At 62.1% G+C, this 26,194-nt stretch carries 21 protein-coding genes and 1 pseudogene; 9 read left to right on the plus strand and 13 right to left on the minus strand.

Annotated elements, in window-relative coordinates:
* Window positions 1-37: 37 nt before the first annotated feature.
* Window positions 38-1,120 carry a siderophore-interacting protein gene (locus C1M53_RS14265; RefSeq protein ID WP_129412841.1) on the minus strand — a complete coding sequence of 361 codons (1,083 nt, stop codon included), beginning with the start codon at window positions 1,118-1,120 and terminating at the stop codon, window positions 38-40.
* 157 nt (window positions 1,121-1,277) lie between these two features.
* Complete coding sequence (locus C1M53_RS14270; RefSeq protein WP_129412842.1) at window positions 1,278-2,219, minus strand: threonine/serine dehydratase; 942 nt, start codon at window positions 2,217-2,219, stop codon at window positions 1,278-1,280.
* 57 nt (window positions 2,220-2,276) lie between these two features.
* On the opposite strand from C1M53_RS14270, the gene C1M53_RS14275 reads away from it, so the two are divergent.
* The gene (locus C1M53_RS14275) at window positions 2,277-2,579 is read left to right on the plus strand and encodes a metalloregulator ArsR/SmtB family transcription factor (RefSeq protein WP_129412843.1); all 303 of its coding nucleotides are present in this window, start codon (window positions 2,277-2,279) and stop codon (window positions 2,577-2,579) included.
* 152 nt (window positions 2,580-2,731) lie between these two features.
* Here the strand turns inward: C1M53_RS14275 and C1M53_RS14280 are convergent, their stop codons facing one another.
* The 4 genes from C1M53_RS14280 to argH all read right to left on the minus strand — a co-directional run bounded on the left by C1M53_RS14280 (window position 2,732) and on the right by argH (window position 7,207).
* Window positions 2,732-3,883 (minus strand): epoxide hydrolase family protein, encoded by a 1,152-nt coding sequence (locus C1M53_RS14280; RefSeq protein ID WP_129412844.1) that lies wholly within the window; start codon window positions 3,881-3,883, stop codon window positions 2,732-2,734.
* Between the two features lie 358 nt (window positions 3,884-4,241).
* Window positions 4,242-5,510: a diaminopimelate decarboxylase gene (gene lysA / locus C1M53_RS14285; protein ID WP_129412845.1), complete on the minus strand. Its 1,269-nt coding sequence runs from the start codon at window positions 5,508-5,510 to the stop codon at window positions 4,242-4,244.
* Window positions 5,511-5,529: 19 nt separating this feature from the next.
* On the minus strand, window positions 5,530-5,739 hold the full coding sequence (locus C1M53_RS14290; protein WP_129412846.1) for a hypothetical protein: 210 nt from the start codon (window positions 5,737-5,739) through the stop codon (window positions 5,530-5,532).
* A gap of 67 nt (window positions 5,740-5,806) precedes the next feature.
* Window positions 5,807-7,207 carry an argininosuccinate lyase gene (gene argH, locus C1M53_RS14295; RefSeq protein WP_129412847.1) on the minus strand — a complete coding sequence of 467 codons (1,401 nt, stop codon included), beginning with the start codon at window positions 7,205-7,207 and terminating at the stop codon, window positions 5,807-5,809.
* 34 nt (window positions 7,208-7,241) lie between these two features.
* Here argH and C1M53_RS14300 point away from each other — a divergent pair, with 34 nt between their 5' ends.
* The 5 genes from C1M53_RS14300 to C1M53_RS14320 all read left to right on the plus strand — a co-directional run bounded on the left by C1M53_RS14300 (window position 7,242) and on the right by C1M53_RS14320 (window position 12,437).
* Entirely contained in the window at window positions 7,242-7,925 is a 684-nt protein-coding gene (locus tag C1M53_RS14300; protein WP_129412848.1) for a TlpA disulfide reductase family protein, read from the plus strand.
* Window positions 7,926-8,160: 235 nt separating this feature from the next.
* Window positions 8,161-9,474, plus strand: coding sequence for a sn-glycerol-3-phosphate ABC transporter substrate-binding protein UgpB (ugpB, locus tag C1M53_RS14305; protein ID WP_129412849.1), 1,314 nt, complete (start codon window positions 8,161-8,163; stop codon window positions 9,472-9,474).
* Between the two features lie 109 nt (window positions 9,475-9,583).
* On the plus strand, window positions 9,584-10,468 hold the full coding sequence (gene ugpA, locus C1M53_RS14310; protein ID WP_129412850.1) for a sn-glycerol-3-phosphate ABC transporter permease UgpA: 885 nt from the start codon (window positions 9,584-9,586) through the stop codon (window positions 10,466-10,468).
* A 34-nt stretch (window positions 10,469-10,502) separates the two neighbouring features.
* Window positions 10,503-11,351: a sn-glycerol-3-phosphate ABC transporter permease UgpE gene (gene ugpE, locus C1M53_RS14315; RefSeq protein WP_129416175.1), complete on the plus strand. Its 849-nt coding sequence runs from the start codon at window positions 10,503-10,505 to the stop codon at window positions 11,349-11,351.
* 6 nt (window positions 11,352-11,357) lie between these two features.
* On the plus strand, window positions 11,358-12,437 hold the full coding sequence (locus C1M53_RS14320; protein ID WP_129412851.1) for a sn-glycerol-3-phosphate import ATP-binding protein UgpC: 1,080 nt from the start codon (window positions 11,358-11,360) through the stop codon (window positions 12,435-12,437).
* A gap of 61 nt (window positions 12,438-12,498) precedes the next feature.
* Here C1M53_RS14320 and C1M53_RS14325 read toward each other — a convergent pair whose 3' ends face one another.
* The 3 genes from C1M53_RS14325 to C1M53_RS14335 all read right to left on the minus strand — a co-directional run bounded on the left by C1M53_RS14325 (window position 12,499) and on the right by C1M53_RS14335 (window position 16,327).
* Entirely contained in the window at window positions 12,499-13,584 is a 1,086-nt protein-coding gene (locus C1M53_RS14325) for an ABC transporter ATP-binding protein (protein ID WP_129412852.1), read from the minus strand.
* Window positions 13,581-15,119 carry an iron ABC transporter permease gene (locus tag C1M53_RS14330; RefSeq protein ID WP_245488602.1) on the minus strand — a complete coding sequence of 513 codons (1,539 nt, stop codon included), beginning with the start codon at window positions 15,117-15,119 and terminating at the stop codon, window positions 13,581-13,583. Before C1M53_RS14330 ends, C1M53_RS14325 begins: the two co-directional genes overlap by 4 nt.
* Before the next feature lie 197 nt (window positions 15,120-15,316).
* Entirely contained in the window at window positions 15,317-16,327 is a 1,011-nt protein-coding gene (locus C1M53_RS14335; RefSeq protein WP_129412854.1) for an iron ABC transporter substrate-binding protein, read from the minus strand.
* Window positions 16,328-17,091: 764 nt separating this feature from the next.
* Between C1M53_RS14335 and C1M53_RS14340 the strand changes: the two genes are divergently transcribed.
* Together C1M53_RS14340 and C1M53_RS14345 are read left to right on the plus strand one after the other, a co-directional pair.
* On the plus strand, window positions 17,092-18,234 hold the full coding sequence (locus C1M53_RS14340) for an efflux RND transporter periplasmic adaptor subunit (RefSeq protein ID WP_207213109.1): 1,143 nt from the start codon (window positions 17,092-17,094) through the stop codon (window positions 18,232-18,234).
* A 98-nt stretch (window positions 18,235-18,332) separates the two neighbouring features.
* A pseudogene (locus tag C1M53_RS14345) lies at window positions 18,333-21,490 on the plus strand (efflux RND transporter permease subunit).
* A gap of 72 nt (window positions 21,491-21,562) precedes the next feature.
* Here the strand turns inward: C1M53_RS14345 and C1M53_RS14350 are convergent.
* A complete protein-coding gene (locus C1M53_RS14350) occupies window positions 21,563-22,528 on the minus strand; it encodes an NAD-dependent epimerase/dehydratase family protein (RefSeq protein ID WP_129412855.1) in 966 nt (321 codons plus the stop codon).
* 97 nt (window positions 22,529-22,625) lie between these two features.
* On the opposite strand from C1M53_RS14350, the gene C1M53_RS14355 reads away from it, so the two are divergent.
* A complete protein-coding gene (locus C1M53_RS14355) occupies window positions 22,626-23,513 on the plus strand; it encodes a LysR family transcriptional regulator (protein ID WP_129412856.1) in 888 nt (295 codons plus the stop codon).
* Here the strand turns inward: C1M53_RS14355 and C1M53_RS14360 are convergent.
* From C1M53_RS14360 to C1M53_RS14370, 3 genes are all read right to left on the minus strand, one after another.
* Window positions 23,498-24,676 carry an MFS transporter gene (locus tag C1M53_RS14360; protein ID WP_129412857.1) on the minus strand — a complete coding sequence of 393 codons (1,179 nt, stop codon included), beginning with the start codon at window positions 24,674-24,676 and terminating at the stop codon, window positions 23,498-23,500. The genes C1M53_RS14355 and C1M53_RS14360 overlap by 16 nt on opposite strands.
* A 135-nt stretch (window positions 24,677-24,811) precedes the next feature.
* Window positions 24,812-25,120: a DUF1244 domain-containing protein gene (locus C1M53_RS14365; RefSeq protein WP_129412858.1), complete on the minus strand. Its 309-nt coding sequence runs from the start codon at window positions 25,118-25,120 to the stop codon at window positions 24,812-24,814.
* A gap of 84 nt (window positions 25,121-25,204) precedes the next feature.
* Window positions 25,205-26,002 (minus strand): N-formylglutamate amidohydrolase, encoded by a 798-nt coding sequence (locus tag C1M53_RS14370; protein ID WP_129412859.1) that lies wholly within the window; start codon window positions 26,000-26,002, stop codon window positions 25,205-25,207.
* Between the last annotated feature and the right edge of the window lie 192 nt (window positions 26,003-26,194).

The raw sequence follows: 26,194 nt of genomic DNA on the forward strand, positions 1-26,194 counted from the left end.
CAAAGAGCTGGAGGTTTCCGTGAAAGACGGAAACGCTCTAGTCCTCGCTTCTCACGCCTTCCTCGCCCGACGTTCCACGCCGCCAGTAGGCGACGATCAGCTGCCGGTCTTTCTTCAGGCCCCATTCCTTGCGCACGATCCGGCGCAGTTCGCGGAAATCGCCGAACTCGCAGCCGGCCCAGACGAAGACGTCATCGGCCAGTGATGCCCGGTCTATACCCCGCAACGCCTGCGAAAGCAGATTGGCGGTGCCGGGTTCGCCGCCGTGCCGGTAAAGCCAGGTGATGCTGATGTTGTCGCCTTCGGCCAGCGGCAAGGTATCTGCGGGGCTGTCGACCTCGACGAAGACGTCTGCCCGGCTTTCCGGAGCGAGACTGTCCAGCATACGCCCGATCGCTGGCAGCGCAGTGTCATCGCCGAAAAGCAGCAGGTTGCGTTGGTCGGACGCGTCTCCGCCGCCCGGGCCGATCAAGCCGATGATTTCGCCGGGTCTGGCGTTGGCAGCGAAGGTCGCGGCCGGTGTGTTCTCGCCCTCATGAAGGACAAAGTCGACGTCGAACCATCCGGCCACGGGGTCGATGGCGCGGATCGTGTAGACCCGAACGGTCAGCGCATCGTCACCCGATGGCCAGACCATCAGGCCGTCGGCACCCAGCGTCGGCCAGACCGGCTTGCGGCCTCTGGGGGGTAAGAGCAGTCGCATGTGCAGTCCACCGCTGGCGAAACGAGCGAGATTGTCGCCGGTGAAGCGCACCCTCTGCATATGCGTCGATATGCGGGTTGAAGACTGGACGGTGATTTCACGGAAGAACACCGGCGTGCCGGCTTCGGCCCCGTCGCCGTTCCAGCGCAGGCCGCGCGTGCTGCCGAGATACTCGGCGATGTGACCGGCAACGACCATCTTCATGTAGGACAGGCAGGTCTCATCTTCGGCGGAAACACGGATCGATACGCTGCGATCCGCCAGGACGGCGCTCAGCGAGCCGTAATGCGTCTCGAATTCCCATTGATGCTCGACACCGGTCTCGACGGCATATTCCTCGTGCTCGGCATGGAATTTTTCCATCGCCATGCGGATATTGTCGTCCTCGACGAGGGTTTCTGCGGTGAGTTGGCTCATGGGGCTGTCCATTCGAATGCGGCATGGATGTCGGGCTGCAGGCCTGCGCCTTCGCCCGATACGTCTCCCATGCCACAGTCGATGACAGGTTTCCAGTAAACTTGATGTTTTAAATCATGTTTATATGGCCGACGAACTTTACCGGCTGCCGGTCCGGCTAGAATTGCACCGCCGTGGTGTTGGCACCGCAGACCAGCACAGCCACGCGTTCACCCGGGGCCGGCTGGTACCTGCCCGAGAGCAAGGCGCTGAAGGCGGCGGCTCCGCCGGGTTCAGTTGCAACCCGCACCGCATCCCATAACGCTTTCTGCGCCGCCACGATGTCGTCGTCGCTGACCAGGATCGAACGCTCGATGTAGTTCTGTGCGATCGGGAACATCAGTGAGCCGACGCGCTTCGGCGCCAGCGAGTCCGCAGCGATGCCCTCTGTCGGGGCATCGACGGGCTGGCCGGCGGCAAAGGCGTTGTGCAATGTCGGTGAACCTTCGGGTTCGACGGCAACGATCCGCACGCGTCCGTCAAGCCAGGCAGCAATTCCACCAATCAGCCCGCCGCCACCGACCGCAACCAGCAGGGTGTCGATGTCAGGCAGATCCTGTTCGATCTCGAGCCCGAGCGTGCCTTGGCCGAGCATTGTTTCGACCTGCTCGAAAGCGTGCACGGACATGGCACCGGTCCTGGCGACATGGGCTTCGCTGGCCGCGAGCGCGTCGGCGTACCGGTCGCCGGCGATCACCAGCTCGGCGCCATAGCTGCGAATGCGATCGGTCTTGGCTTTTGGCGACACGCTGGGCACGAAGATCGTTGCAGGAACACCGAGACGCATGGCGGCGTAGGCAACGGCGGCGCCGTGATTGCCGCCGGAAGCCGCGGCGACGCCGGCCTTTGGAACATCACGCTGCAGCAGGTTGGAGAAAGCGCCGCGCGCCTTGAAGGAACCGGAATGCTGCAGGCATTCCAGTTTCAATCGCACCGGAAAGGCGGCGTGGCCAAAATCGACCATGTCGATGGACAACACCGGTGTGCGCCTGACATGCGGCCTGATCAGCGCCTCGGTCCGGCTGATGCGTTCGGGCGTGATCTGGGTTTCGGCTGACATTGCAAGGCTCCGACATTCTGCTGTTGACATGAATTAGTAACTTGGCAAAATGACTAAATGCAAGAGGCTGAAATTTTCAAGGCAATCGCCAATACCCGCCGGCTGCAGATCCTCGATTGGCTCAAGGATCCGGTGGCGCATTTCCCGCCACAGGTGGACGGCGATCTTGTCGCGGATGGCGTCTGCGCTTTGCTGATCGCCGACAAGCTCGGCATCACGCCGGCCACGCTCAGCGAGCACATGCGCGTGCTTTCGCAGTCAGGGCTGGTGCGCTCCAAGCGCATCAAGCAATGGATCTTCTACCAGCGCGACGAAGACAGGATCGGCGCGGTCAAGGCCATGGTGCTGGAGAGCCTGTGAGGACGGCAGCGCCAGCCGATCCCGGCCGACCAGGTCTTCTCAGAGTCCGGCGCGCGCATCCTCGGCGACGGCATCAGCGGTTCGATCCGCGTCCGAGTTTTCATCTGCATCTCCACCGAGAGAGTTCTCAGTCGGAAATCGACAGCGCACGGTCATGTTCGATTTTCGAAAGGGAATGAATCTTGAATATCGCGGGCCAGGAGCTCGGGCTGTTCAAGCGCGGCGAAATGCCCGCCCTTCGGCATATCTGTCCATCGACGCACATTAAATATGCGCTCGACCCATGAGCGCGGTGGAGTGGGCAGTTCCTTCGGGAAATGTGCGAACGACATCGGCACGTTTACGCTTGAGACGCCCGGAAACGAAAAAGGCTGCAGCCTGTTTTCCTTGTACATTCGAAGGGACGAGTCGATGGTGTTTCCAAACCAGTAGATCGAGACATTCGTCAGCAGCGCATCTGCAGATATCACCGTCTCGAGATCGCCGTCACAGTCGGACCAACTTGCAAATTTTTCGGCTATCCAGCCCAGCAAACCGATCGGGCTATCAGACAAGGCGAACGAAAGCGTCTGCGGTTTGGTCGCCTGCAGCAGCGAATAGGCACCTTCCACGCTTGCGAACATCGTGGCCCGATCCAGGAACTGCTGTTCTTCACTTGTAATGGCCGGGTAGTCCGCCCCCAATGGCGGTCGAAAACTTCCGGGAATGTAATTCAGGTGAACCCCTTCGACGGAGCCCGGATAGAGAGCAGCAAGCCAGGCCGATACGCCCGCCCCGATATCGCCACCCTGCGCAAAATATCGCTCATAGCCAAGTTGAAGCATCAGCTTCTGCCAAAGTCCGGCAACCCGTCGGGCACTAAATCCAGGTTGCCTTGGCGCTGCTGAGAAGCCGAAGCCAGGAAGCGAGGGCACCACGACGTCAAATGCATTGCGCGGGTCACCTCCGTGTGAGCCCGGGTCCGTCAGCAGTGGTATTATTCTTTCGAACTCTACGAAGGAGCCTGGCCAGCCGTGCGTCAATATAAGGGGGCGCGCATTCGGTCCCGCGCCCTTCTTGTGGATGAAATGAATGTCTTGCCCGTCGATATCGACGGTGAATTGGGGCAGCTCGTTCAATTGCGCTTCCCGCGCGCGCCAATCAAACTCGTCCGACCAACGTGTTGCGAGCTTTTGAACGAGTGCGAGGCTTACCCCATCCTCGTCTCCGCTCTGAAATATCGAACCGGGCCAGCGCGCTTGGCGCACTCGTTTTTTCAGGTCCTCGATCTGTTCATCGGCGATACTGATCTGGAAGGGCTTCATGCAGCAATTCCTTCAATAGCCTGCCCGGTACTTGCAAATTCTGCTACGTTTCGGCGACTGCGCGAAACGCTTGCCGCATCCTCAAGGAGTTGGTCTTCCATGGCCTGGTCTGGTTGGCGTGCACGTGGAATCTAAGCCGAACTCCGGCAGAAACGCCACTTGGGCTCCCTGTGAAGATCTTGCGAGCCACACTCGGCGAACATATGCGCGTGTTCGCAGTCAGGGCCGGTGCGCTCCAAGCATCAAGCAATGCATGTTCTATCAGCGCGACGAAGACAGGATCGGCGCCGTCAAGGCGATGTGCTGGCGAGCCTGTGAAGTTGGTTGGCGCGAAGACCCGATCCGACCTTCAGGCCGTTCAGGTCAGCCAATCCGGGATCGCATCCAGGCCGATCAGATCTTCATAAGTCCGGCGCGGGCGCACGACGGCGAAACGATCGCCGTCGACCAGCACCTCCGGCACCAGCAGGCGCGTGTTGTAGGTGCTGGACTGGGTCGCGCCATAGGCTCCGGCCGTACCAATCGCAATCAGGTCGCCGCTTTTTGGCTTCGGCAGGTCGCGGTCATGCCCCAGATAGTCGCCGGTTTCGCAGACCGGACCCACCACATCGCCGCGGATGCGCGGCCCGTCGGCCGGACCCAGACGAACCGGGCGAATGTCATGGTAGGCGTCATAAAGTGTCGGGCGGATCAGGTCATTCATCGCCGCGTCGATAATGACGAAATTCTTGGCTTCGCCCTCCTTGAGGTAGATCACCTCGGCCACCAGGATGCCGGCGTTGCCGACGATCAGGCGGCCCGGCTCGAAGATCACCTTCAGCCCCAGTCCGCCGACATGCTTCTTCACGATGCCTGCATAGGCATCCGGCAATGGCGGTGGGTTGTTGTCGGTCTTGTAAGGGATGCCCAGGCCGCCGCCGAGATCGATGTGCTCGATGGCATGACCATCGGCGCGCAGCGTCATGGCGAGTTCGGCGAGCAGCCGATAGGCATCGTCGAAAGGTTGCAGTTCGGTGATCTGGCTGCCGATATGGGTATCGATGCCGATTGCCTTGATGCCCGGCAACTCGGCCATACGCTTATAGACCTCGCGGGCCCGCTGCCAGGGCACGCCGAACTTGTTTTCGGCCTTGCCGGTGGAGATCTTCTTGTGTGTCCTGGCGTCGACATCCGGATTGACGCGCAGCGACACCGGCGCTGTCTTTCCCGCCGCCACGGCGCGCGCCGACAGCAGTTCGAGCTCCGGCTCGGATTCGACATTGAAGCAGTGAATGCCGGCGGCGAGTGCAAAGTCCATCTCGCGCGCCGTCTTGCCGACGCCGGAAAAGACTATTTTTTCGGCCGGGATGCCGGCTGCGAGCGCCCGGCGCAGTTCGCCTTCCGAAACCACGTCCGCGCCGGCACCGAGCTTGGCCAGCGTGCGCAGCACGGCCTGGTTGGAATTCGCCTTCGGCGAGTAGCAGACCAGCGCGTCGAGTTCGGCGAAGGCTTCGGAGAAGACCCGGAAATGGCGCGTCAGCGTCGCCGTCGAGTAGCAGTAGAACGGAGTGCCGACGCTTGCCGCGATCGCGGGTATCGCCACGTCCTCGGCATGCAGGATGCCGTCACGGTATTCGAAATGGTTCACGGGAAACTCGTCCGGAAGGCTACTGGATCAGCTTGTCGAGAATGAACGGCTTGTCCGTTTCCGGTTTGGTCGGCTCCGGTGGCAGCGGCTCCTTGGCCTTTGCGGCATCCTTGCGAGCCTGCACGGCGGCTTCGTAAGGCGTGTCGAGCCCGGCGCGGCGTCCGCAGGCCGTCACTGCCGTTACCGCTGCTAGAACCGTCAGCGTCACCAGTATCCTGCCTGCCGTCATCGTTGTTTCCGTCCGTGCGTTTCGAGCAGTCGCTTGTAGCGGAGTTTCTCGGGCATTGCATCCGGCATCACGCCTTGGCGAGGCGCTTTTTCCAGTAACGGATCTGTTTGCGCACCTCCGACGGCGCGGTGCCGCCGAACGAAGTGCGGCTCCTGACCGAGTTCTGCACGGACAGGACCGTGAAGATGTCCTCGGTGATGCCGTCGTGGATCGACCGCAGGTCTTCCAGCGTCAGTTTTTCGAGGCCGACCTTCCTGGCTTCGGCAAGCGCCACCGCGCGGCCGGTGACGTGATGTGCTTCCCGGAACGGCAGGCCGAGCGTGCGCACCAGCCAGTCGGCGAGGTCGGTGGCGGTCGAATAACCGGAGCCGGCTGCCTTTTTCATCGCCGTTACGTTGACCGTCATGTCGCCGACCATGCCGGTCATCGCGGCAAGCATCAGGTCGAGCGTCTCGGCAGCGTCGAAGACGGCTTCCTTGTCTTCCTGCATGTCCTTGGAATAGGTCAGCGGCAGACCCTTCATGACGGTGAGCAGGCCGACGAGATGGCCGTTGACACGGCCGGTCTTGGCGCGCACCAGCTCGGCCGCATCGGGGTTCTTCTTCTGCGGCATGATCGAAGAGCCGGTCGAGAAGGAATCCGACAGGCGTACGAAGCCGAACTGCGGGGTCGACCAGATGACTATTTCCTCGGCCAGCCGCGACAGATGCGTGGCCGAGATCGCCGCCACCGACAGGAATTCCAGCGCGTAGTCGCGGTCGGAGACGCTGTCGAGCGAATTGCGGGTCGGTTCGCGGAAGCCAAGAGCCTTGGCCGTCTTGTGGCGGTCGATCGGGAAGCCGGTGCCGGCCAGGGCGGCCGCGCCCAGCGGGCTTTCGTCCATGCGCTCGATAGCGTCGCGCACGCGCGACAGGTCGCGCGCGAACATTTCGACGTAGGCCAGGCAGTGATGGCCAAAGGTCACCGGCTGCGCGGTCTGCAGATGGGTGAAGCCAGGCATGACGGTGGCGGCATGTTCCTCGGCCCGCACCAGGAAGGCGGCGATCAGTCCCTTCAGGGCTTCCGCCACGCGATGAAACTCGTCCTTCACCCAGAGCCGGAAATCGAGCGCGACCTGGTCGTTGCGCGAACGCGCGGTGTGCAGTCGGCCGGCTGCAGGTCCGATCAGCTCGGCAAGACGCGCTTCGACATTCATGTGGATGTCTTCCAGCCGGGTCGAGAACTCGAAGTGGCCGGATTCGATCTCTTTCAAAATCGTGTTCAGGCCGTGAGCGATCTTCTGTTGATCGTCCGTCGAAATAATGCCTGTTTCGGCCAGCATCTCACTGTGGGCGAGCGAACCGCGGATGTCCTGTCCGTAAAGTTTGCGGTCGAACGAGATGGATGCGTTGATCGCTTCCATGATCGCGGCCGGGCCCGAGGCAAATCGTCCGCCCCACATCTGGTTGCTGGCCTTCTTGTCGCTCATCGCTATAACCCGTTTCCCGGAGACATCTTTAGACATGGCAGACGGCAAGAAACTCTTTCCCGCCCCACGGCTGATCCTGGCCGCAATCATCGCCGGCGTGCTGGCCGGTGCGGTCGCGGTATATGTCAGGCAGAGCGGGTCTGGCAACAATGAGCCGGGTTCGGCTGCAACGGCTTCTGCCGGCCAGGATGACACGGTCTGCACCGCCAAGGCCGACCGCGCCAAGAAGGTGGCTGCCGCGGCGACCGGCCAGGTCGCGGCCCTTCTGCCGGCCGATCCGCCGCAGTCCCTGAAGACACTCGCCTTCAACGGCCCTGACGGCAAGCCGATGACGCTGGCCGACCGCGCCGGTAAGACCGTGCTGGTCAATCTCTGGGCAACCTGGTGTGCGCCATGCCGTGCAGAGATGCCGGCGCTCGATGCGCTGCAGAAAGAAAAGGGCTCGGACAGGTTCGAGGTGATGACGGTCAATGTCGACACCGGTGATGATGCCAAGCCAAAGGCTTTCCTCGACGAGATCGGCGTGAAGTCGCTCGCGCATTACCGCGACGCCTCGATGGACGTGTTCAATGACCTGAAGAAACGCGGGCTGGCGCTCGGCCTGCCGGTTACGCTTCTGGTCGATGGCGAGGGCTGCCTGATCGGCCACATGAACGGTCCGGCCGAATGGGCGGGCGACGATGCCAAGCGGCTGATGGACGCAGCGCTGGCTAATTAAGCGCCCGATCCCGAGCGAACCGGCGGCAAGCGAGCAGGCCCGACATTTCGGATATCGGCCAAAAGCCGGCATGCGTGATGTCGGCTAAGGAATTTCTTGCAATTCGAAAGCCAGTCGCAAGCCAAACGCTACTACGATAGTCGCACTCGAAACAAAAACGTTGTCGGCTCATCGTATTCGACCCATACTCCTGTCTGCGGACGTTTGCGTTCGCCAATGGATAAGGGAGAGAGACATGACGTTTCGCGGTCTTGCGGCCGGGGTCGCCGCCACATTCGTCCTTGGCACCACCACAAGCTCGGCCTTTGCCGTCACGCAGATCAGCTGGTGGCATGCCATGACTGGCGCCAACGCCGAAGTCGTCGACAAGATCGCCAAGGACTTCAACGCTAGCCAGAAGGACTACGAGATCGTCCCGGTGTTCAAGGGCACCTATCCGGAAGCGCTGAATGCCGGCATTGCAGCTTTCCGCGCCAAGCAGGCTCCCGATATCCTGCAGGTGTTCGATGTCGGCACGGGCGTGATGATGGCCGCCGAAGGCGCGGTAAAGCCGGTCGCGGACGTGCTGACTGAGTCAGGCGCGCAATTCGACAAGGCCCAGTATCTGCCCGGCATCGTTGCCTACTATTCGAAGCCGGATGGCACCATGCTGTCTTTCCCCTACAATTCCTCCTCGCCGATCCTTTATTACAACAAGGATATTTTCCAGAAGGCGGGGCTGGACGTGAGCAAGCCGCCGAAAACCTGGAACGAGGTCTGGGAAGCCGCCAAGAAGATCAAGTCGAGCGGTGCCGCCGCATGCGGCTACACTTCGACCTGGCTGACCTGGATCCATACCGAGAATTTCGCGGCCTGGAACAATGTCTCGTGGGCGACGCAGCAGAATGGCCTCGCGGGCGGCGACGTCGAACTGAAGATCAACGCGCCGATCTATGTCAACCATTTCCAGGCGCTGGCTGATCTTGCCAAGGACGGCACCTTCAAATATGGGGGCCGCACCTCGGAAGCCAAGCAGCTCTTCCTTGCCGGCGAGTGCGGTATTCTCACCGAATCCTCCGGTGGCCTCGGCGACATCGTCAAATCGGGCATGAACTATGGCATCGGCCAGTTGCCTTATGACAGCGATGCACCGGGCGCACCGCAGAACACAACACCGGGCGGCGCAAGCCTGTGGGTCTTCGGCGGCAAGTCCGAGGAACAGTACAAGGGCGTGGCTGCCTTCTTCACCTATCTGTCGAAGACGGAAGTGCAGGAGTTCCTGCACCAGAAGTCCGGTTATCTGCCGGTAACGCTGGCTGCCTATGAGGCGACCAAGAAGTCAGGCTTCTACGAGAAGAACCCCGGCCGCGAAACGCCGATCCTGCAGATGATGGGCAAGGAGCCGACCGACAATTCCAAGGGTGTCCGCCTGCCCAACCTGCCGCAGGTCCGCGATATCCAGAACGAGGAATATGAGAAGATGCTTGCCGGTCAGCAGACTGCTCAGCAGGCGCTCGACAATGCGGTCTCGCGCGGCAATGCCGCCATCAAGGAAGCGCTCGGGAACTGACACGCTTGCAGCGCCCAGTCCTTCGTTCGCTGATCTCCACCGGCTCGCTTCTCCACCGCGCTTCCTGGCCGGCGGAGATACACGGGGCTTTTGAAGCGCGGGGTGGCGCATGACCCCCCGCGTCGTCTTTCCCAACAGGGTGCTGCCTTACCTTCTGGTGGCACCGCAGCTCGCGATCACGCTGGTGTTCTTCTATTGGCCGGCGGCGCAGGCGCTCTACCAGTCGATGCTGAAGGAAGATCCTTTCGGTCTGAAATCGAAATTCGTCTGGTTCGACAATTTCAAGAAGGTGCTGGCTGACCCGAACTATCTGCATTCCATCAAGGTCACCGTGGTCTTTTCGGTGGCCACGGCCGCGGTAGCCATGATCGCTGCTCTCCTTTTGGCGGTCATGGCTGAAAAGGTGGTGCGCAGCAAAGGTCTCTACCGCACGCTTCTGATCTGGCCCTACGCCGTGGCGCCTGCCATCGCCGGCATGCTGTTTCTTTTCCTGTTCAATCCGTCGATCGGTTCGCTGGCGATCCTGCTGCGCAAGATCGGCATTGCCTGGGACCCGGTGCTCAACGGCACCGATGCGATGATCCTGCTGGTGGCCGCCGCTGCCTGGAAACAGATCAGCTACAACTTCCTGTTCTTCGTCGCTGGGCTGCAGGCGATCCCCAAAACGTTGATCGAAGCCGCCGCGATCGACGGCGCAAGAGAGACGAAACGCTTCTGGACGATCGTTTTCCCGCTGCTTGCGCCGACCACTTTCTTCCTGCTGGTCATCAACACGACCTATGCCTTCTTCGACACGTTCGGCATCGTGCATGCCGTCACCGGCGGCGGGCCGGGCAAGGCGACGGAGACGCTGGTCTACAAGGTCTACAATGACGGCTTTGTAAACCTGCTCCTCGGCTCCTCCGCGGCACAGTCGGTCATCCTGATGATCATCGTCATTGCACTTACCGCCATCCAGTTCCGCTATGTGGAAAGGAAGGTGCATTATGGCTGAGCCGAAGGTGCCCGTCAGCGGGCATGACAAGCTGATGATCGGCCAGTCGGCGCGTGGCATCTATGTCGCCCACGCCATCCTGATCCTCGGCCTGGTGATCGTCGCCTTCCCGATCTACTACACCTTCGTCGCGTCCACGCAGACATTGCAGACGATCCTGAGGCCGCCGCTGCCGCTCGTGCCCGGCGGCGAATTCTGGAACAACTACAGTGAAGCGCTTTTCGGCGGCGCCGGGCGCCTGGGGGGTGTGGGCGCCGGTACCCTGCTGTGGAACACAACGGTGATGGCGCTGGGCATCGCGGTCGGCAAGATCGTGATCTCGATCCTGTCCGCTTACGCCATCGTGTTCTTCCGGTTTCCGTTCCGGATGGCGATCTTCTGGCTGATCTTCATCACGCTGATGCTGCCAGTCGAGGTCCGCATCCTGCCGACCTACAAGGTCATGGTCGACCTCGGCCTGATCGACACCTATGCCGGCTTGATCATTCCGCTGATCGCTTCAGCAACGGCAACGCTGCTGTTCCGTCAGTTCTTCATGACCATTCCGGGCGAACTGGTCGAGGCCGCGCGGGTCGATGGCGCCGGCCCCTGGCGTTTCTTCTTCGATATCCTCTTGCCGCTGTCGCGCACCAACATAGCGGCGCTGTTCGTCATCCTCTTCATCTACGGCTGGACGCAGTATCTGTGGCCGCTGCTGGTCACCAACCGCAATGACATGACCACCATCGTCATTGCGCTGAAGAAGATGGTGTCCTTTGCCGACGCCGATACGCAATGGCATCTGGTGATGGTGACGGCGATCCTTGCCATCGTGCCGCCGATCCTGGTCGTCGTGCTGATGCAGCGCTGGTTCGTGCGCGGTCTCGTCGATACGGAGAAATGAGAATAGATGGCGACAGTTGACCTGAAGGACGTGCGCAAGGTCTACCCCGGCGGGGTGGAGGCGGTGAAAGGCGTGTCGATCGCCATACCCGACAAGGAGCTTTGCGTGCTGGTCGGCCCATCCGGCTGCGGCAAGTCCACGCTGCTGCGCATGATCGCCGGCCTGGAGACCATCTCGTCAGGCACCTGCGCCATCGACGGCAAGGTGGTCAATGCCGTCGGGCCGACCGAGCGCGACATCGCCATGGTGTTCCAGAACTATGCGCTCTATCCGCACATGAAGGTCTACGACAACATGGCCTACGGCCTGCGCAACCGCGGTACGCCGAAGGACGAGATCGATTCGCGCGTGCGCTCGACCGCCAAAGTGCTGGAATTGTCGCATCTGCTCGACAGGCGGCCACGCGAGCTTTCCGGGGGCCAGCGCCAGCGCGTCGCCATGGGGCGCGCCATCGTGCGCAATCCGAAAGTGTTCCTGTTCGACGAGCCGCTTTCCAATCTGGACGCCAAGCTGCGCGGGCAGATGCGCGTGGAGATCAAGAACCTGCAGCGCTCGCTGGGCGTCACCTCGGTCTATGTCACGCATGACCAGCTGGAGGCGATGACACTGGCCGATATCCTTGTGGTGATGAATGCCGGGCTTGTCGAACAGATGGGTGCTCCCCTCGACATCTACGAGAAACCGGCCTCGACCTTCGTCGCTTCCTTCATCGGCGCGCCGCCGATGAACCTGCTCGCCGTATCGGCCAAGCCCGACAGCCCGGCCGATACGCCGGAGAAGTTCTTCGCCAATGGCGCAGGACTGGGGGTGACAGCGCCGGCGCATGCTGCGACGCTTGGTTTTCGCCCGGAAGATGCCGATGTCCTCGGGGAAGGAACGAAGCCGTCCGGTTCCCTCAAACTGTCAGCCATCGTCGAAGCGGTCGAGCCGGTGGGTGCCGAAAGCTTCCTTTATTGCGCCGCCGCCGGTGGCCGTATCGTCGTCAGGGTAGCGGGTCGTGCCGCCGCCAGGCCGGGTGACGGCCTCGAAGTCCTGGTTCCGGCCAGTAAGCTGCATTGGTTCGATGGCGCAGGGAAGCGAGTCTAGAGCGTCTCCGTGAGAGACGGAAGCGCTCCAGGGCTGGACAAGGGGCCTGGGTGAGCCGTTGTCAGCTGAACACGTGCGCCTTGCCGACGACGCTGATGCGCACGAGGTCCCCGACCGAGGGTGCATCGACGCCGGGCTTCTTCAGGATCAGCGGCGTCGAACCGATGGCGGCTGCTTCGGGCGGATCGGGACTGTTGAGCAGTTTGATGGCGACAGCGCATGCCGCGCCGCCGAATTCGGATTCGGTGACTTCACCGAAGAGTACGCCAGGCTTCGCAACAGCAAGTTCCGCGCGCGTCGCTGCGGCAAGCAGAACCTGCTCGGGCCGCAGCATGATGCGGGCGACCTCGCGCCGTTCCCGGCCGTCGACGGCAATGCGGCCGAGCGTGGATTCGGCATAACCGTTGGCGATCTTTGCCGACAGAACGATGGCGTCGCCGAGGAATTCGGCGATCATGCGGTCCTTGGGCCTGAGATAGAGGTCCCGGGGCGTGCCGATCTGCGAGAACCGGCCCTCGCGCATGACGGCGACCTGGTCGGCGAAAGAGAGTGCTTCGGCCTGGTCGTGTGTGACCAGGATGGTGGTGATGCCGGCGCTTTCCAGCATTTCAGCCACCGCCTTGCGCATGGAGGCGCGCAGGCCGGTGTCCAGCGCCGAAAAAGGCTCGTCGAGCAGCATCAGGCGCGGCTTCATCGCCATAGCGCGAGCCAGCGCCACGCGCTGCTGTTGGCCGCCCGAAAGCTGATGCGGCCGACGGGTGAGAACGCTTTTGTCCAGGCCGACGATGTAAGCCAGCTCAGCAATGCGTTCGTCGCGCCGGGGTTCCTTGCGGTCGAGGCCGAAGCCGATATTGCCGGCGATGGTCAGATGCGGGAACAGGGCGCCATCCTGCGCCACCAGGCCGATCCCGCGCAGGTGTGCGGGCACGCTGGTGCCGCCATTGGCGAGCAGCTTGCCGTCGAGCGTGATGTGGCCGCCGTCCGGCGCCTCGAAGCCGGCGATGAGGCGCAGCAACGTGGTCTTGCCGCAGCCGGAAGGACCGACGATGGCGGTGCGGCTGCCGGCTGCGACGGCAAGATCGATGCCGGCAACGGCAGCAACCGGGCCGTAGTTCTTCGACAGTGAGGCGATTTCCAGGAAACTCATTGGCCGGCCATTCGCTTCGACTGCACATACAGCAGCCAGGTAAGGGGCAGCGACATCAGCACCATGATCGCCGCATAGGGCGCAGCTGCCGCATAGTCGATCTCGCCGCTGTAGTTCCAGAAGGCCATGGCCAGCGTACGCGTGCCGTTGGGGGCCAGCATCTGGGTAGCGGTCAACTCGTTCATGATGCCAAGCGCCACCAGCGCCATGCCAGCGGCAGCACCCGGCGCCGACAGGCGGATGGTCGTTGCCCAGAGCGCTTTCAGCGGCGAACGGCCCAGGCTGCCCGCAGCACGTTCCAGTTCCACCGGCGCCTGCGCGATCGAGGCACGCAGCGACACCAGCGCGCGCGGCAGGAACATCAGCACATAGGCAAACAGGATGGTGGCAAGCGTCTGGTAAAGCGGCTGGACGACGCGCACCGCGATGGTGACCAGCGCCAGTGCAACCACAACGCCGGGTAATGCTCCGACCACATAGTTGCAGCCTTCCAGGATACGTTGCAGGCGGCCGGGGGCGCGGATCGACAGCCATGCCATCGGCGTCGCGGCGATGGTTGCCAGCACGCCCCCCGCTACGGCCAGGAACAGGGTCTGGCCGAGTGCCAGGCCGATCTCATCCATGCGCCAGACGTCACTGCCGCCGGCGATGAGCCAGCGGCCGATGGTCAGGAACGGCACGCCGATGGCCAGCAGCGTAACGACGACCGGCAACGCCAGGCAAGGCAAGGTAGCGCGGCCGAGTGCCGTACGCTGCTTCAGGCGAGCGGCACCGGAACCGACACGGGCATAGCGCTCCTCGCCTCGCACCAGTATCTCGAGCGTTAGCAGCACAAGACAGCAGGCAACCAGGACGCCGGCCAGCATGTTGGCGGCTGGGCCGTTGAAGGTCGACTGGAACTGGTCGACGATCGCGGTGGTGAAGGTGTCGAAGCGGACAAAGACGTAGAGGCCATATTCGGCAAGCAGGTGCAACCCGACCAGCAGCGCGCCGCCGCATAGTGCCAGGCGCAGTTGCGGCAGCACCACCCGGAAGAAAACACGCCAGGGGCTGAGGCCCAAAGAAGCGGCGGCATCTTCCAGAGCAGGATCGAGACGGCGGAAGGCGGCGGAAACCGGCAAATAGAGGAAGGGGAAATAGGCGATCACCGAAACCCAGGCACCGGCGAACAGGCCATTGAGATCCGGCCAGAAGGTGATCCAGGCGTAGGAATGCACAAAGGCCGGTACCGCCAGCGGTGCTACGGCAAGCCATGACCACAGCCGCGCACCAGGCAGATCGCTGCGCTCCGTCAACCAGGCAAGCGCCACCGACAGCACCGCGCAAATCGGCACCGCCAGTAGGACGAGAAGGACGGTGTTGACGAGCAGTTCGCCGACGCGTGGCCGGAACACCAGTTGCACAACTGTCGCCCAGCCGGTCTGGATGGCAATGAAGACCACGAAGGCAAGCGGCAGCAGCGCCAGGATGGAAATGACGATCGCCGTCAGCGTGATCAGCGGAAAGGCGCGGGCTGGAGCTCGCCGAAAGGGCATGCGAGCCGGCGCCTCGGTCTGCGCGAGTTCGCCCGAAGCCATCAAGTCACCCGCGCTGTCCCGCCATGCGGCGGGCCTGGATGAGGGGAAGGGCTATGGGCTGCTTGGCCATCTGGGGAGTTGGTCTCTGAAACGAAATGCTCCCGCGGGGACCGCGGGAGCGTTGTCTGTGCGGTCCTTATTAGGATGAATGCCGGCTAAAGCAAGCCAGCAGCCGTCATCAAATCGGTCACCTTCTTGGAGTTGAGCTTCTGCGGGTCGATCTTGGGAGCCTGCAGGTCGGTCAGCGGCACGAGTTTGGCGTTCGATTCCGCACCATTGCCGACGGCATATTCGAAAGAGGTGCCGGTTTTCAGGATGTCCTGGCCATCCTTGCCGGCGAGCCACTTCACGAAGGCCTGGGCGTCCTTGGCGTTCTTGGACGAGGCGAGTACGCCGGCACCGGAAACCGAGACGAAAGCGCCCGGATCCTGGTTCTTGAAGTAGTACTGCACGACGTTCTTGCTGTTCTCGCCGGTCTTATTCTGGTCGCCGAAATAGTAGTAGTGATAGATCACGCCGCCATCGACCTGGCCGGCATTCACCGCCTTCAGCACCGTGCTGTTGCCCTTGAACGGCTTGAAGTTCTCCTTCATGGCCTTGAGCCAGGTGGCTGTCGCCTCTTCGCCCTTGATCTCGAGCAGGGCTGAAACGATTGCCTGGAAGTCGGCGCCGGATGGCGATGCGCCCCAGCGGCCCTTCCAGTCGGCGTTGGCGAGGTCGAGCAGCGACTTCGGCAGCTGGTCTTCCTTGAGCTTTTCCTTGTTGTAGACGAAGACGGTGCTGCGCGCTGCGATGCCGACCCACTTGCCGTCGGACGGGCGATACTGTTCCGGCACCAGCGCCAGGGTGTCGGCGTCGATCGGCGCAAACAGGCCGGCCGCATCGACCAGCGCCATGGCCGGCGAATTCTCGGTGAGGAAGACGTCGGCCGGCGAAGCCTTGCCTTCCGCCACGATCTGGTTGGAGAACTCGCTGTCGCCGCCATTGCGCAGCGTCACCTTGATGCCGGTCTCCTTGGTGAAGGCTTCAGCCCATTCCTTGGCAAGGCTTTCATGCTGGGCGTTGTAGACGACAATGCCGTCGCCGTCCGCGGCCATGGCCGGGAACACGGCAACGCTGATCGTGAGTGCGGCAGCACCCGCCAGCATCGAAAGAATGGACTTCATCAAGGTCTCCTCGGTTGAGCGATCCAGTGTCGGGAGCAGCTATCGATACATGATCGGCCGAGTCAACATTTTGTCAAATGAAACGGCTGCGGCATGTCGCCCGGCGTGGCCGACACCCAAAATCACATGGGCGATCACATCATCCTGACACTTGCTGCCAGAATTTTTGGGCATTTGGTTCCAGCATGTCGCGGAGCGCGTCGGATTTTGGTTGCGCGATTGTCTGCTGACAGAAGCCGTACCCGCCCGGTGCAATCTGCCGCTTTGTTTTCGCGAAGAGATTGCCGAAACGGCGTCTGCGGATATGGCAGGGAAGAGACGCTACGCGGGTCAGTAGAAAATTCTGCATGACTTTCAAAGGATTACGAGCAAGGCAAGGGATCTGAAAAGCTGATCCGGCAGAGACGTCAGTGACGACTGATCGGTGTTAGGGCGCTTTGTTCGCCAGGCAAGGGTCCAGTGCGTCCCGACTGTCTGACGATGCTTGCTGCGCGCCGTCGGCAAGGTGGCGATGGGCATCGAAATTTCTTTTCGCGTCGCAGTAAAAGCCCAGCCGTTTTTTGCGAAAACCACGATCTGGTCGTGTCTAAACGACCCCTGACGAGCGTTCGTCCCTATTTTTACCACTGTCTAATAAGAGCGATTCATGTAGAAAGCGCGCTCCGCCGATCACGGTAAATTGAAGATCGCACCGCGCGTTCCCATATCGAGTTCGCGCCGACCGGAGACGCGGCGGGGGTTCACGTTTTGCCGGATGGACGACGATGCCGAAAATGAGGTTTCACAAGGTCGCAGCCATTGTGGTGCTTGTTGGCTTTGCGGCGTGGATGGGTACTGGACATTTCTCCTCCGTGGGCAGCGCCGCCGCGGAGCAGCCCAAAGCCGAGGTCAAGCCTGAACAGGCGGAGCAGAAGGCTTCACTGCGTATCGTCAAGGTGGTGACGCCGCCGCGCAGCGAACATGCGCGGGCGATCCGCATTTCCGGCGTCACCGAAGCCGACAAGCGTGCCGTGCTTGCCACGCGCGTGGCCGGTATCATCAGCGAGTTGCCGGTCAAGCAGGGCGATCACGTCAAGATCGGCGACATCGTACTGATGCTCGATGCCGAAGAGAAGATCTCCGCGGTCGAGAATGCTCGCCAGCTGAAAGGTCAGCGCCAGGCCGAACTCGATGCTGCCGAGCGGCTCGCCAAGACCGGTAATCTAGCCAAGCTGCAGCTCGACAGTGCGCGTTCAGCGCTCGCGCTGGCGACATCGCAGCTCTCCGCCGCAGAATCCGAACTCACCCGCAAGGAAGTAAAGGCGCCGTTCGATGGTGTCATCGACCGCGTGCCGGTCGAACTCGGCAGCGCCGTGCCATTGGGCGGCGAAGTGGCGACCATCCTCAGCCTTGACCCGGTGATCGCGCGCGGCGAAGTCAGCGAACGCGACCTCGGCTATCTCAAGATCGGCGACAAGGCCAATGTGCGCCTTGTCAGCGGCCAGGTCGCCGAAGGCACCGTGCGCTACATCAGCAGAGACGCTTCGGCGGCAACCCGCACCTTCCGTGTCGAGATCGCCATTCCGAATGCGGATAATGCCATCCCCGCCGGCATGACCGCCGAAATCACGCTGTCGGCCAAACCGACCGATGCGGTTATGCTGCCGCGTTCGGTGGTGACTCTGGGCAAGAAGGGCGACCTGGGTATTCGCGCTGTCGACAAGGACAACAAGGTCATGTTTTTCCCGATCGACCTGGTCGACGACATGCCAGGCGGCCTTGTGCTTGGCGGTATTCCTGCGGATGCGCGCATCATCGTCGCCGGCCAGGAACTGGTGACGGAAGGCGACGTCGTGCAGCCGGTCGCGGCTGATCCGCAGGAAATCAAGAAGCTGGTTGGCGACAACGCCATCGGTGGAACGCTCTAACTCTTTGTTTTCACGCAATTCCGAACGGAAAGCCGCTACGCACTTTTCCTGGAATTGCTTTAGCCGTCGTATCGAAATCCGATTTCGGGATCTGCCCCATGGATATCGTCAAGCTTGCCATTCAGAATGCGCGGCTGACCATTTCGGTGTTGCTGTTTCTGCTGCTTGCAGGCGCCATCGCGTATATGTCGGTGCCGAAGGAAGCCGAACCCGACGTACCGATCCCGATGATGTACGTCTCCCTGGTCTATCAGGGAATTTCGCCCGAGGATTCGGAGCGGCTGCTGCTCAGGCCGGTCGAGACCAAGCTCAAGAGCCTTAAGGGGCTGAAGGAAATGCGCTCGGCCGCCTATCAGGGTGGTGGCTATGTGCTGGTCGAATTCGACCCGTCGACCAATCTCGCGCAGGCGCTGCAGGACACGCGTTCCAAGGTGCAGGACGCCAAGGCGGATCTGCCGCAGGCAGCCGAAGAACCGACGGTCAACGAAGTCAACATCTCCGAGTTCCCGGTGCTCGTCGTCACCCTGTCCGGCAATGTGCCGGAGCGGGTGCTGGCCAAGGCTGCGCGCGAACTGCGTGACCGCATCGAGGAAGTTCCCGGCGTGCTGGAAGGCACGTTGCAAGGCTCGCGCGACGATCTCGTCGAAGTTGTCGTCGATCCGGTCAAGCTCTCTTCCTACGGACTGCAGCTCGACCAGCTGATGCAGGGCGTCGGCCAGTCCAACAGCCTGGTTGCCGCGGGTAATATCGAGGGTTCGGAAGGCAAGTACGCGGTCAAGGTGCCGTCGCTGATCGAAACGCCGGAAGATGTCGCCAACCTGCCCGTGGTGGCGCGGCCGAACGCGGTGGTGCAGGCCAAGGACGTCGCTTCCATCCGCTCGACCTTCAAGGATGCCGAGACCATCACGCGCCTGGACGGGAAACCGGCCATCGCCATCGAAGTGAAGAAGCGTATCGGCGCCAACATCGTCGAGACGATCGAGGGCGCCAAGAGGGTCGCCAACGAGTTCGTCAAGATCGCGCCGGCTGGCATGGAAGTCACCTATACACAGGACAAATCTGTCTTCGTGAAGCAATTGCTGAACGATCTGCAGAACCACGTTCTGATTGCCGTCATCCTGGTCTTCATCGTCATTCTCTACGCACTTTCCGGTCGTGCCTCACTGCTGATCGGCCTGGCGATTCCGTCATCCTTCCTGATCGGCATCCTGTTGCTGGCGCTGATGGGCTACACGATCAACATGATCGTGCTGTTCAGCTTGATCCTGGCGGTCGGCATGCTGGTGGACGATGCCATCATCGTCACCGAATTCGCTGAAAGGCGCATGACGGAAGGCATGGCGAAGGAAGAGGCCTTCGCTCTGGCCGCCAAGCGCATGGCCGGTCCGGTCATCGCCGCCACGATGACGCGTATCGCCGCCTTCTCGCCGCTGCTGTTCTGGCCAGGCATCATCGGCGACTTCATGAAGTATCTGCCGATCACGCTCATCGTCACGCTGGCTGCGTCGATGCTCTATGCCCTGGTTTTCACGCCGACACTGGGTGCGATCTTCGCCAAGGCAGAGGTCCACAGCGAGGAGGAGCGCAAGGATGGCGCCTATATGGCGGTCGTGCGCAAGGCGGTGCAGTATCCGAAGACCGTTCTGGTGATGACCGTCGTGTTGCTGGTCGGCATTCAGGTCGGCTACTCCAAATATGGTGCCGGCGTCGAGTTCTTCCCGAATGTCGAACCGGATTATGGCCTGCTCTATGTGCACGCCCGCGGCAACCTCTCGCTTGCCGAAATGGACGCTGCGACGCGCACTGCTGAGGAGAAGCTTCTGGGCTGGCCGGGCGTGAAGTCGGTCTATACGCGCGTCGGCAAGACGCGGGGTGGTGGCGCAGACGTTCCCGAGGATGTCGTCGGCGTCATCCAGTACGAATTCGTCGACTGGCGCGAGCGCAAGGCCGCGAACCAGATCCTCGACGACCTGCGCAAGGCAACCGCCGGCATTCCGGGCGTCGATGTCGAAGTGCGCGTGCCTGAGGCTGGCCCACCGACCGGCAAGCCGATCCAGGTGCGTATCTCGGCTGTCGATCCGGCCGGCATTGAAAAGGTGGCACGCGATGTCGCAACGCACATCGCAAAGGTACCCAGTGTCATCGACGTCACGGATGGTCTGCCGCCACCCGGCATCGACTGGGCACTCGAGGTCGACCGCAGCAAGGCAGCGCAATACGGCGTCAACCCAACCTCCGTCGGCACTGTCGTGCAGCTCGTCACCAATGGGCTGAAGCTCAGCGAATACCGCCCGGCCGGTGCCGACAAGGCGGTCGATATACGACTGCGTCTGCCGGAGGACCGGCGGACACTGTCGACGCTGGACGAATTGCGCGTGCAGACCAGCCAGGGCTCGGTGCCGATCGCCAACTTCGTCATCCGCAAGCCGGAACCAAGCGTCGGCACACTGAACCGTATCGATGGGGCCCGCACCGTGGTGGTTCAGGCCAACGTCGCGGCGGGAGCGCAAGTGGCGGCGGTGCAGGCAGAGGTGACCAAGGCGATCGCCGACATGGGCCTTCCAGACAACTTCCGCTGGAAGCTGGCCGGCTCCAACGAAGACAGCGCGGAAGCGAGTGCGTTCCTGTCGAAGGCATTCGGCGCTGCGATCTTCCTGATCTTCCTGGTGCTGTTGGCGCAGTTCAACAAGTTCACATCGGTGTGGCTGGTGCTCTCCTGCGTGGTCATGGCGACGATCGGCGTGTTCCTCGGACTGATGATGACCGGCCAGCCGTTCGGCATCGTCATGTCCGGCATCGGCGTCATCGCACTGGCCGGTGTCGTGGTGAACAACAACATCGTGCTGATCGACACCTACGATCGGTTGCGTGAAGAAGGCTGGGACAAGACGGAAGCGGTGCTGCAGACCTGTCGCGAACGCGCCCGTCCGGTGGTACTGACCGCCGTGTCGGCGATCCTCGGCGTGCTGCCGATCGCGTTTGGTCTCGGCCTCGAGATTTTCCACCACGAAACGACGATCAACGCGCCGTCGACGCAATGGTGGATTTCGCTGTCGTCGGCGATCGTGTTCGGCCTGTCTTTCGCGACGCTGCTGACATTGTGGTGACGCCGGCCATGCTGATGGTTTTCACCCGCGCCAAGCGCAAGCCCGGTCAGCGCAGCTGGCTGGGCCGGTTGTTCCGCCGGGGCAAGGTCGCGTCCAATGACGACGTGCCGGATCTCGGTGCAGGGGCATTGCCCAAGGCTGCGGAGTAAGGCCGTCGCGACAACATCAAAAGGCCGCCGGGTAGACCCGGCGGCCTTTTTGTTTTTGTGGTCCCATGATCGTCATGCAGCTTCCTTCTGCGCCGCGAGGCTTGCGACAGGAATGCCGAGATCGGTCAGCGCCTCGGCGACAGCGCGGTCGAGCGGTGTGTGCGGGATCGATCCGATCACATCTTCCAGACGGTTTGATGCCAGGCGGTGTGGTTGGAAGCGCAGATAGGCCATCTGCAGCATCGCCTTCCACATCGGCATGAAGGGTGCGCCGATCTTGAACACCCACCAGGGTAGCGAAGACATTGCGAGTTTCTGGCCTACGGCCCTTTCCATGGCGGCCTTCATCTGCAGGTCGGTGATGGCGTGGCCCGGGAAATGGAAGGTCTCATAGTAACCCAGCTGATCCTGTCGGTCCGCCAGTTCGACAAAGGTCGCGGCGAGATCGGGCAGATATGCCCATTCATGCACGATATCGGCCGGGCCGGCGGCGGTGTAGACGCCCTTCTGGATCTTCGATGCCATGCCGAGGTCAAACCACGAGCCGGTGCCAGTGCCACCGAAGAAATCGCCGGCGCGGAGCAGGATGGTGCGCAGGCGTCCGGCGTCGGCTTCCGTGCGCAGCATGGTTTCCAGCGCAACGCGGATGCGGCCCTTCTCGGTCGTCGGGTTGAACGGCGTGTCTTCGGTGATGATTTCCGGGAGCGGTGAGCCGTAATTGTAGATGGTGCCGGGGAAGAGCAGGATGGCACCATTGGCTTCGCAGGCAGCGACCACATTCTCGGCCATCGGCAGGACACTGCTCCAGTCGGAATAGACCGGGCTCAGGCCGTGGAAGATGATGTCGACGCCGGCGGTGGCGCGCACCAGGGCCTCGCGGTCGAGGGCGTTGGCGGCGATGCCGGTGGCGCCGGCGAGATCTGCCGGCAGCTTGCCGCTGCGGGTGATGCCGCGGACGTGGTAGCCGGCCTGGATGAAGGCCTTGCCGACAGCGCGGCCGAGCCGTCCATTGGCGCCGAGGATTGCGATGCTGGTCATGTCGGATCTCCTTGTCGGTGTTGCAATGTCCCTATTTTTGCCATTTCATCGACGAATGGAAATTGACTGTTTTTGGCTTTGTGATATTCATTTTTGAATGAAAGACGTCGACTGGAACCTGATCAAAAGTTTCGTGGCGGTGGCTGAAACCGGCAGTCTGTCGGCTGCTGCGAGAAAGCTCTCCTCAAGCCAGCCGACGCTTGGACGCCACATTTCGGAACTCGAGCAGGCGCTGGACGTCACGCTGTTCCGGCGCGGCCGCCAGGGACACGAACTCACCGAGGCAGGTGCGCTTCTTTACGAGAGAGGTCAGGCGGTTGCTGAACAGGCAACGGCTTTTTCACTGCTGGCACTGGGGTCTGTCGAGGCAGTCGAGGGAACGGTACGGATCTCGGCCAGCGAGGTGGTTGCGGCCTTTGTCCTGCCGGAAATCATCGCCAGGCTCGGCCTTGAGGAACCAGGCATCGAGATCGAGGTGGCGGCTTCCAACCAGGTCGAGAACCTGCTGCGCCGCGACGCCGATATCGCCATTCGCATGGTTCGGCCCATGCAGAACGAACTGGTCGCCCGCAAGGTCACCGACATTGCGCTGTGCGCCTGTGCTGCGACCAGCTACATCAAACGGCGCGGCCGACCTGAATCCGTCGCGGATATCGTCAACCATGACATCGTCGGTTTCGACCGTGACGACGGCATCATTCGTGGTTTCGCTGCGGCGGGCATTCCATTGGACCGCAGTGCCTTCCGTTTTCGGTGCGACAACCAGATCGTGCATTGGCAAGCGGTGCGCGCCGGCAATGGTATCGGTTTCACACAGCGGCCGCTGGTCGATCGGGACCCACATGTGGAGCCGTTGCTGCCTGACCTGGAGCTGCCGGAACTACCGGTATGGCTTGCGATGCACCGTGACGTGCGTGGCTCGCTGCGCATCCGCCGCGTCGTGGATTTCCTGCACGAGGCGCTGAAGCGCTATTCCGCCGGCTGAGCGACGAAATCGGCGGCGTGGGCGAGGTTGGACATCAGGAAGACCGCCGCCAGGAAGCCGGACAGCACCACGAAAACCGCTGTAAAGCCGACATGCTCGGCGACGAAGCCGATCAGTGACGGCGCCAGCAGAATGCCCGAATAGCCCATGGTCGTGACCACGCTCATGCCCGTGCCCGATGCCATGCCGGGCTGATTGCCACCGGCTGAAAAGGCGATCGGCACCATGTTGGCAATGCCCAGGCCGGCAAAGGCGAAGGCGGCGATTGCCAGCCATGGCCAGGGCGACAGTGCGGCCACCAATATGCCGGAAGCCGCGATCAGCGAACAGACGCGCAGCGTCGTTACCGCGCCGAACCGGTTGCGCACACCGTCGCCGGCGAAGCGCATCGTGGCCATGGCACCGGAGAACAACGCATAGGCGAGGCCGGCGGTGGCGAGATCGGCGCCAAGCTCCTGGTTCAGGTAAAGAGCGGCCCAGTCCAGCACAGCGCCTTCCGGCACCATCGTGATCAAAGCCATCAAGCCGATCAGGTAGATGCCGGGGCTCTTCGGAAACGTGAATTTGTGATGTTCTTCATGCGCCAGCTTCTTTGGATCGCTGACCAGATAGCGGGCAGCCACGGCAAGCAGCACGATGGCGATGATGGTGACGCCGACGGCATGTGTCAGATGGCCGTAGTTCTGGATGACGAGTCCACCGACACCGCCGCCGGCGAAGCCGCCGAGGCTCCAGAAACCGTGCGAGGAGGACATCACCGCACGCGAAAGACGGCGTTCAACCGAGACGGCGTTCGCGTTCATTGCCACATCCATGCCGCCGATCAGCCCGCCGAACAAGAACAGGGCGACGGCCGCCAGTGGCAGGCTGGGCGCCAGCGCCACCAGCAGCAGGCCGAACACGGCCACGCTGGCAAAGCCGCGCACAGCGGCGCGCGAGCCGTGTTTCGACATGAGGTAGCCGGACAGCGGCATGAAGACCAGCGCGCCAAGACCGAACAGCAGGATCAGAACGCCGAGGGTGAATTTGCTGATGTCGAGCCGGGTCAGGAAAACCGGGATCTGTGGTGCCCAGCTACCGGTCAGGAAGCCGTTGACGAAGAACATCGCCGCCACAGCCCAGCGACCGCGCGCGGCATCTTGCAGGGAGGAAACTGCGGTCATGACAATGGCTCGAGCAAGAATTGGAACGATTCAATCGTTAGATCGATTCAAGACCATCGTCAAGCAGTTAAGGGGATCGAAGCATCCGAAAAGCAGGCCGCGAGCTGCTGGAAGGGCGTGTCTGCCCTCGATACCTCAGTGATCTTTCGGGCGATTGATCTCGAAGGCAGTTTTCTGAGCGTCCGATGCTTCGGTCTGGTGGCGCGCCTGCCATTCGCCATAAGGCATGCCGTAGACGATCTCGCGGGACTGGTCCTTTGAGAGTGGAATGCCTTCTGCTTCTGCTGCCTCGCGATACCAGTTGGACAGGCAATTGCGACAGAAGCCGGCGAGGTTCATCAGATCGATGTTCTGCACGTCGCTGCGTTCGCGAAGGTGCTCGACCAGCCGGCGAAAGGCTGCAGCTTCGAAGTCGCGCTTCTGTTCGTCGCTCAGATCGGTCATGGCGGTATCCTCGTCTTGGCGCGTCAGAGCAATTCCAGGAAAAGTGCGCCGCGGTTTCCGTCCGGAATTGCGTAAAGCAAACAGTTAGAGTGGCCCGGTGCGTGAACCGAACATCTTCACAGCCTGTATATCGGGACGCCGGTTGATCGCGTCAACGATGGGAGCCAGCCTTTCCGCCCAGGCGAGCGCGCCTTTGGCGTCGGCGATCAGGTCCTGCCGTATCTCGATCAAGGCGTGTGGGAAGCCGTTGACGATGGCATGGCGAAACATGGTGTCGCCGCGCAGGGCGCCGTCATACGGTTCGTTGTCACCGACCACGAGATCCTTGTCTGCAGCCAGCGCTTCGATGAGCGCGTGCGGCGCGCGATCGTCGAGATCCCACAATACGCCGACGTGCCAAGGCCTGGCGCGGCCCTGCATGACTGGGGTGAAGGAGTGAACCGAGAAGACGAAAGGCGCGCGCCCGGACTTCTGCGCCACCGAGGCGACAACCGCGGCGACAGCATCATGATAAGGGCGGTAGAACCGCTCCAGTCGCCTTTCGCGCTCCTCGGCCGGCATCGGATAGTTGCCCGGTACGATGGTGCCGTCATACAGCTGGCGGATCAGCGTCGGGTCGTCTTCGCCGCGATTGGGGTCGATCAGCAGGCGTGAAAAATTGGCGAGCACTGCCGGCACGCCAAGCAGTGAGGCCAACTCGCGCGTCACGACTTCAACGCCGATATCATAGGCGATGTGGCGTTCGAATTCGGCTGCCGGCAGGCCGAGCGCTCCATATTCCTCCGGCAACTCGCGTCGCGCATGGTCCGCCACCAGCACGATGCCGCGGCTGCGGTCGCCCTCGATCAGATCAAATGGCGCAAAAACTGTGGATCGGGTCATGGCACGGGGAAAATCAAGCGGTGGCGTCTCGGGGCGGGATGGTAACGTGATCCCATGAAGCGGAAGTCCGCGCAATGCCGTTGTTTGGTCAAGGTTTTTGCGAAAAACTTTCATCCTCCGGCATAGCATGCGCCGGCTTGCCAATTAAATCGATTGGATTCACAGTGGGGCGCGCGTTGACATGCGCCCGGA

Source organism: Mesorhizobium sp. Pch-S (genome assembly GCF_004136315.1).
Taxonomy (GTDB): domain Bacteria; phylum Pseudomonadota; class Alphaproteobacteria; order Rhizobiales; family Rhizobiaceae; genus Mesorhizobium.

What these genes read in the sequence shown, in the direction of transcription:
- argH (WP_129412847.1), bottom strand. Translation starts at nt 7,207, where the DNA reads ATGAGCGACAAGAAGGCCAGCAACCAGATGTGGGGCGGACGATTTGCC.
- C1M53_RS14320 (WP_129412851.1), top strand. Translation starts at nt 11,358, where the DNA reads ATGGCGACAGTTGACCTGAAGGACGTGCGCAAGGTCTACCCCGGCGGG.
- C1M53_RS14360 (WP_129412857.1), bottom strand. Translation starts at nt 24,676, where the DNA reads ATGACCGCAGTTTCCTCCCTGCAAGATGCCGCGCGCGGTCGCTGGGCT.
- C1M53_RS14275 (WP_129412843.1), top strand. Translation starts at nt 2,277, where the DNA reads ATGCAAGAGGCTGAAATTTTCAAGGCAATCGCCAATACCCGCCGGCTG.
- C1M53_RS14335 (WP_129412854.1), bottom strand. Translation starts at nt 16,327, where the DNA reads ATGAAGTCCATTCTTTCGATGCTGGCGGGTGCTGCCGCACTCACGATC.
- C1M53_RS14270 (WP_129412842.1), bottom strand. Translation starts at nt 2,219, where the DNA reads ATGTCAGCCGAAACCCAGATCACGCCCGAACGCATCAGCCGGACCGAG.
- ugpE (WP_129416175.1), top strand. Translation starts at nt 10,503, where the DNA reads ATGATCGGCCAGTCGGCGCGTGGCATCTATGTCGCCCACGCCATCCTG.
- C1M53_RS14365 (WP_129412858.1), bottom strand. Translation starts at nt 25,120, where the DNA reads ATGACCGATCTGAGCGACGAACAGAAGCGCGACTTCGAAGCTGCAGCC.
- C1M53_RS14290 (WP_129412846.1), bottom strand. Translation starts at nt 5,739, where the DNA reads ATGACGGCAGGCAGGATACTGGTGACGCTGACGGTTCTAGCAGCGGTA.
- C1M53_RS14330 (WP_245488602.1), bottom strand. Translation starts at nt 15,119, where the DNA reads ATGCCCTTTCGGCGAGCTCCAGCCCGCGCCTTTCCGCTGATCACGCTG.
- C1M53_RS14280 (WP_129412844.1), bottom strand. Translation starts at nt 3,883, where the DNA reads ATGAAGCCCTTCCAGATCAGTATCGCCGATGAACAGATCGAGGACCTG.
- C1M53_RS14370 (WP_129412859.1), bottom strand. Translation starts at nt 26,002, where the DNA reads ATGACCCGATCCACAGTTTTTGCGCCATTTGATCTGATCGAGGGCGAC.
- ugpB (WP_129412849.1), top strand. Translation starts at nt 8,161, where the DNA reads ATGACGTTTCGCGGTCTTGCGGCCGGGGTCGCCGCCACATTCGTCCTT.
- C1M53_RS14265 (WP_129412841.1), bottom strand. Translation starts at nt 1,120, where the DNA reads ATGAGCCAACTCACCGCAGAAACCCTCGTCGAGGACGACAATATCCGC.
- C1M53_RS14300 (WP_129412848.1), top strand. Translation starts at nt 7,242, where the DNA reads ATGGCAGACGGCAAGAAACTCTTTCCCGCCCCACGGCTGATCCTGGCC.
- ugpA (WP_129412850.1), top strand. Translation starts at nt 9,584, where the DNA reads ATGACCCCCCGCGTCGTCTTTCCCAACAGGGTGCTGCCTTACCTTCTG.
- C1M53_RS14355 (WP_129412856.1), top strand. Translation starts at nt 22,626, where the DNA reads ATGAAAGACGTCGACTGGAACCTGATCAAAAGTTTCGTGGCGGTGGCT.
- C1M53_RS14350 (WP_129412855.1), bottom strand. Translation starts at nt 22,528, where the DNA reads ATGACCAGCATCGCAATCCTCGGCGCCAATGGACGGCTCGGCCGCGCT.
- C1M53_RS14325 (WP_129412852.1), bottom strand. Translation starts at nt 13,584, where the DNA reads ATGAGTTTCCTGGAAATCGCCTCACTGTCGAAGAACTACGGCCCGGTT.
- C1M53_RS14340 (WP_207213109.1), top strand. Translation starts at nt 17,092, where the DNA reads ATGCCGAAAATGAGGTTTCACAAGGTCGCAGCCATTGTGGTGCTTGTT.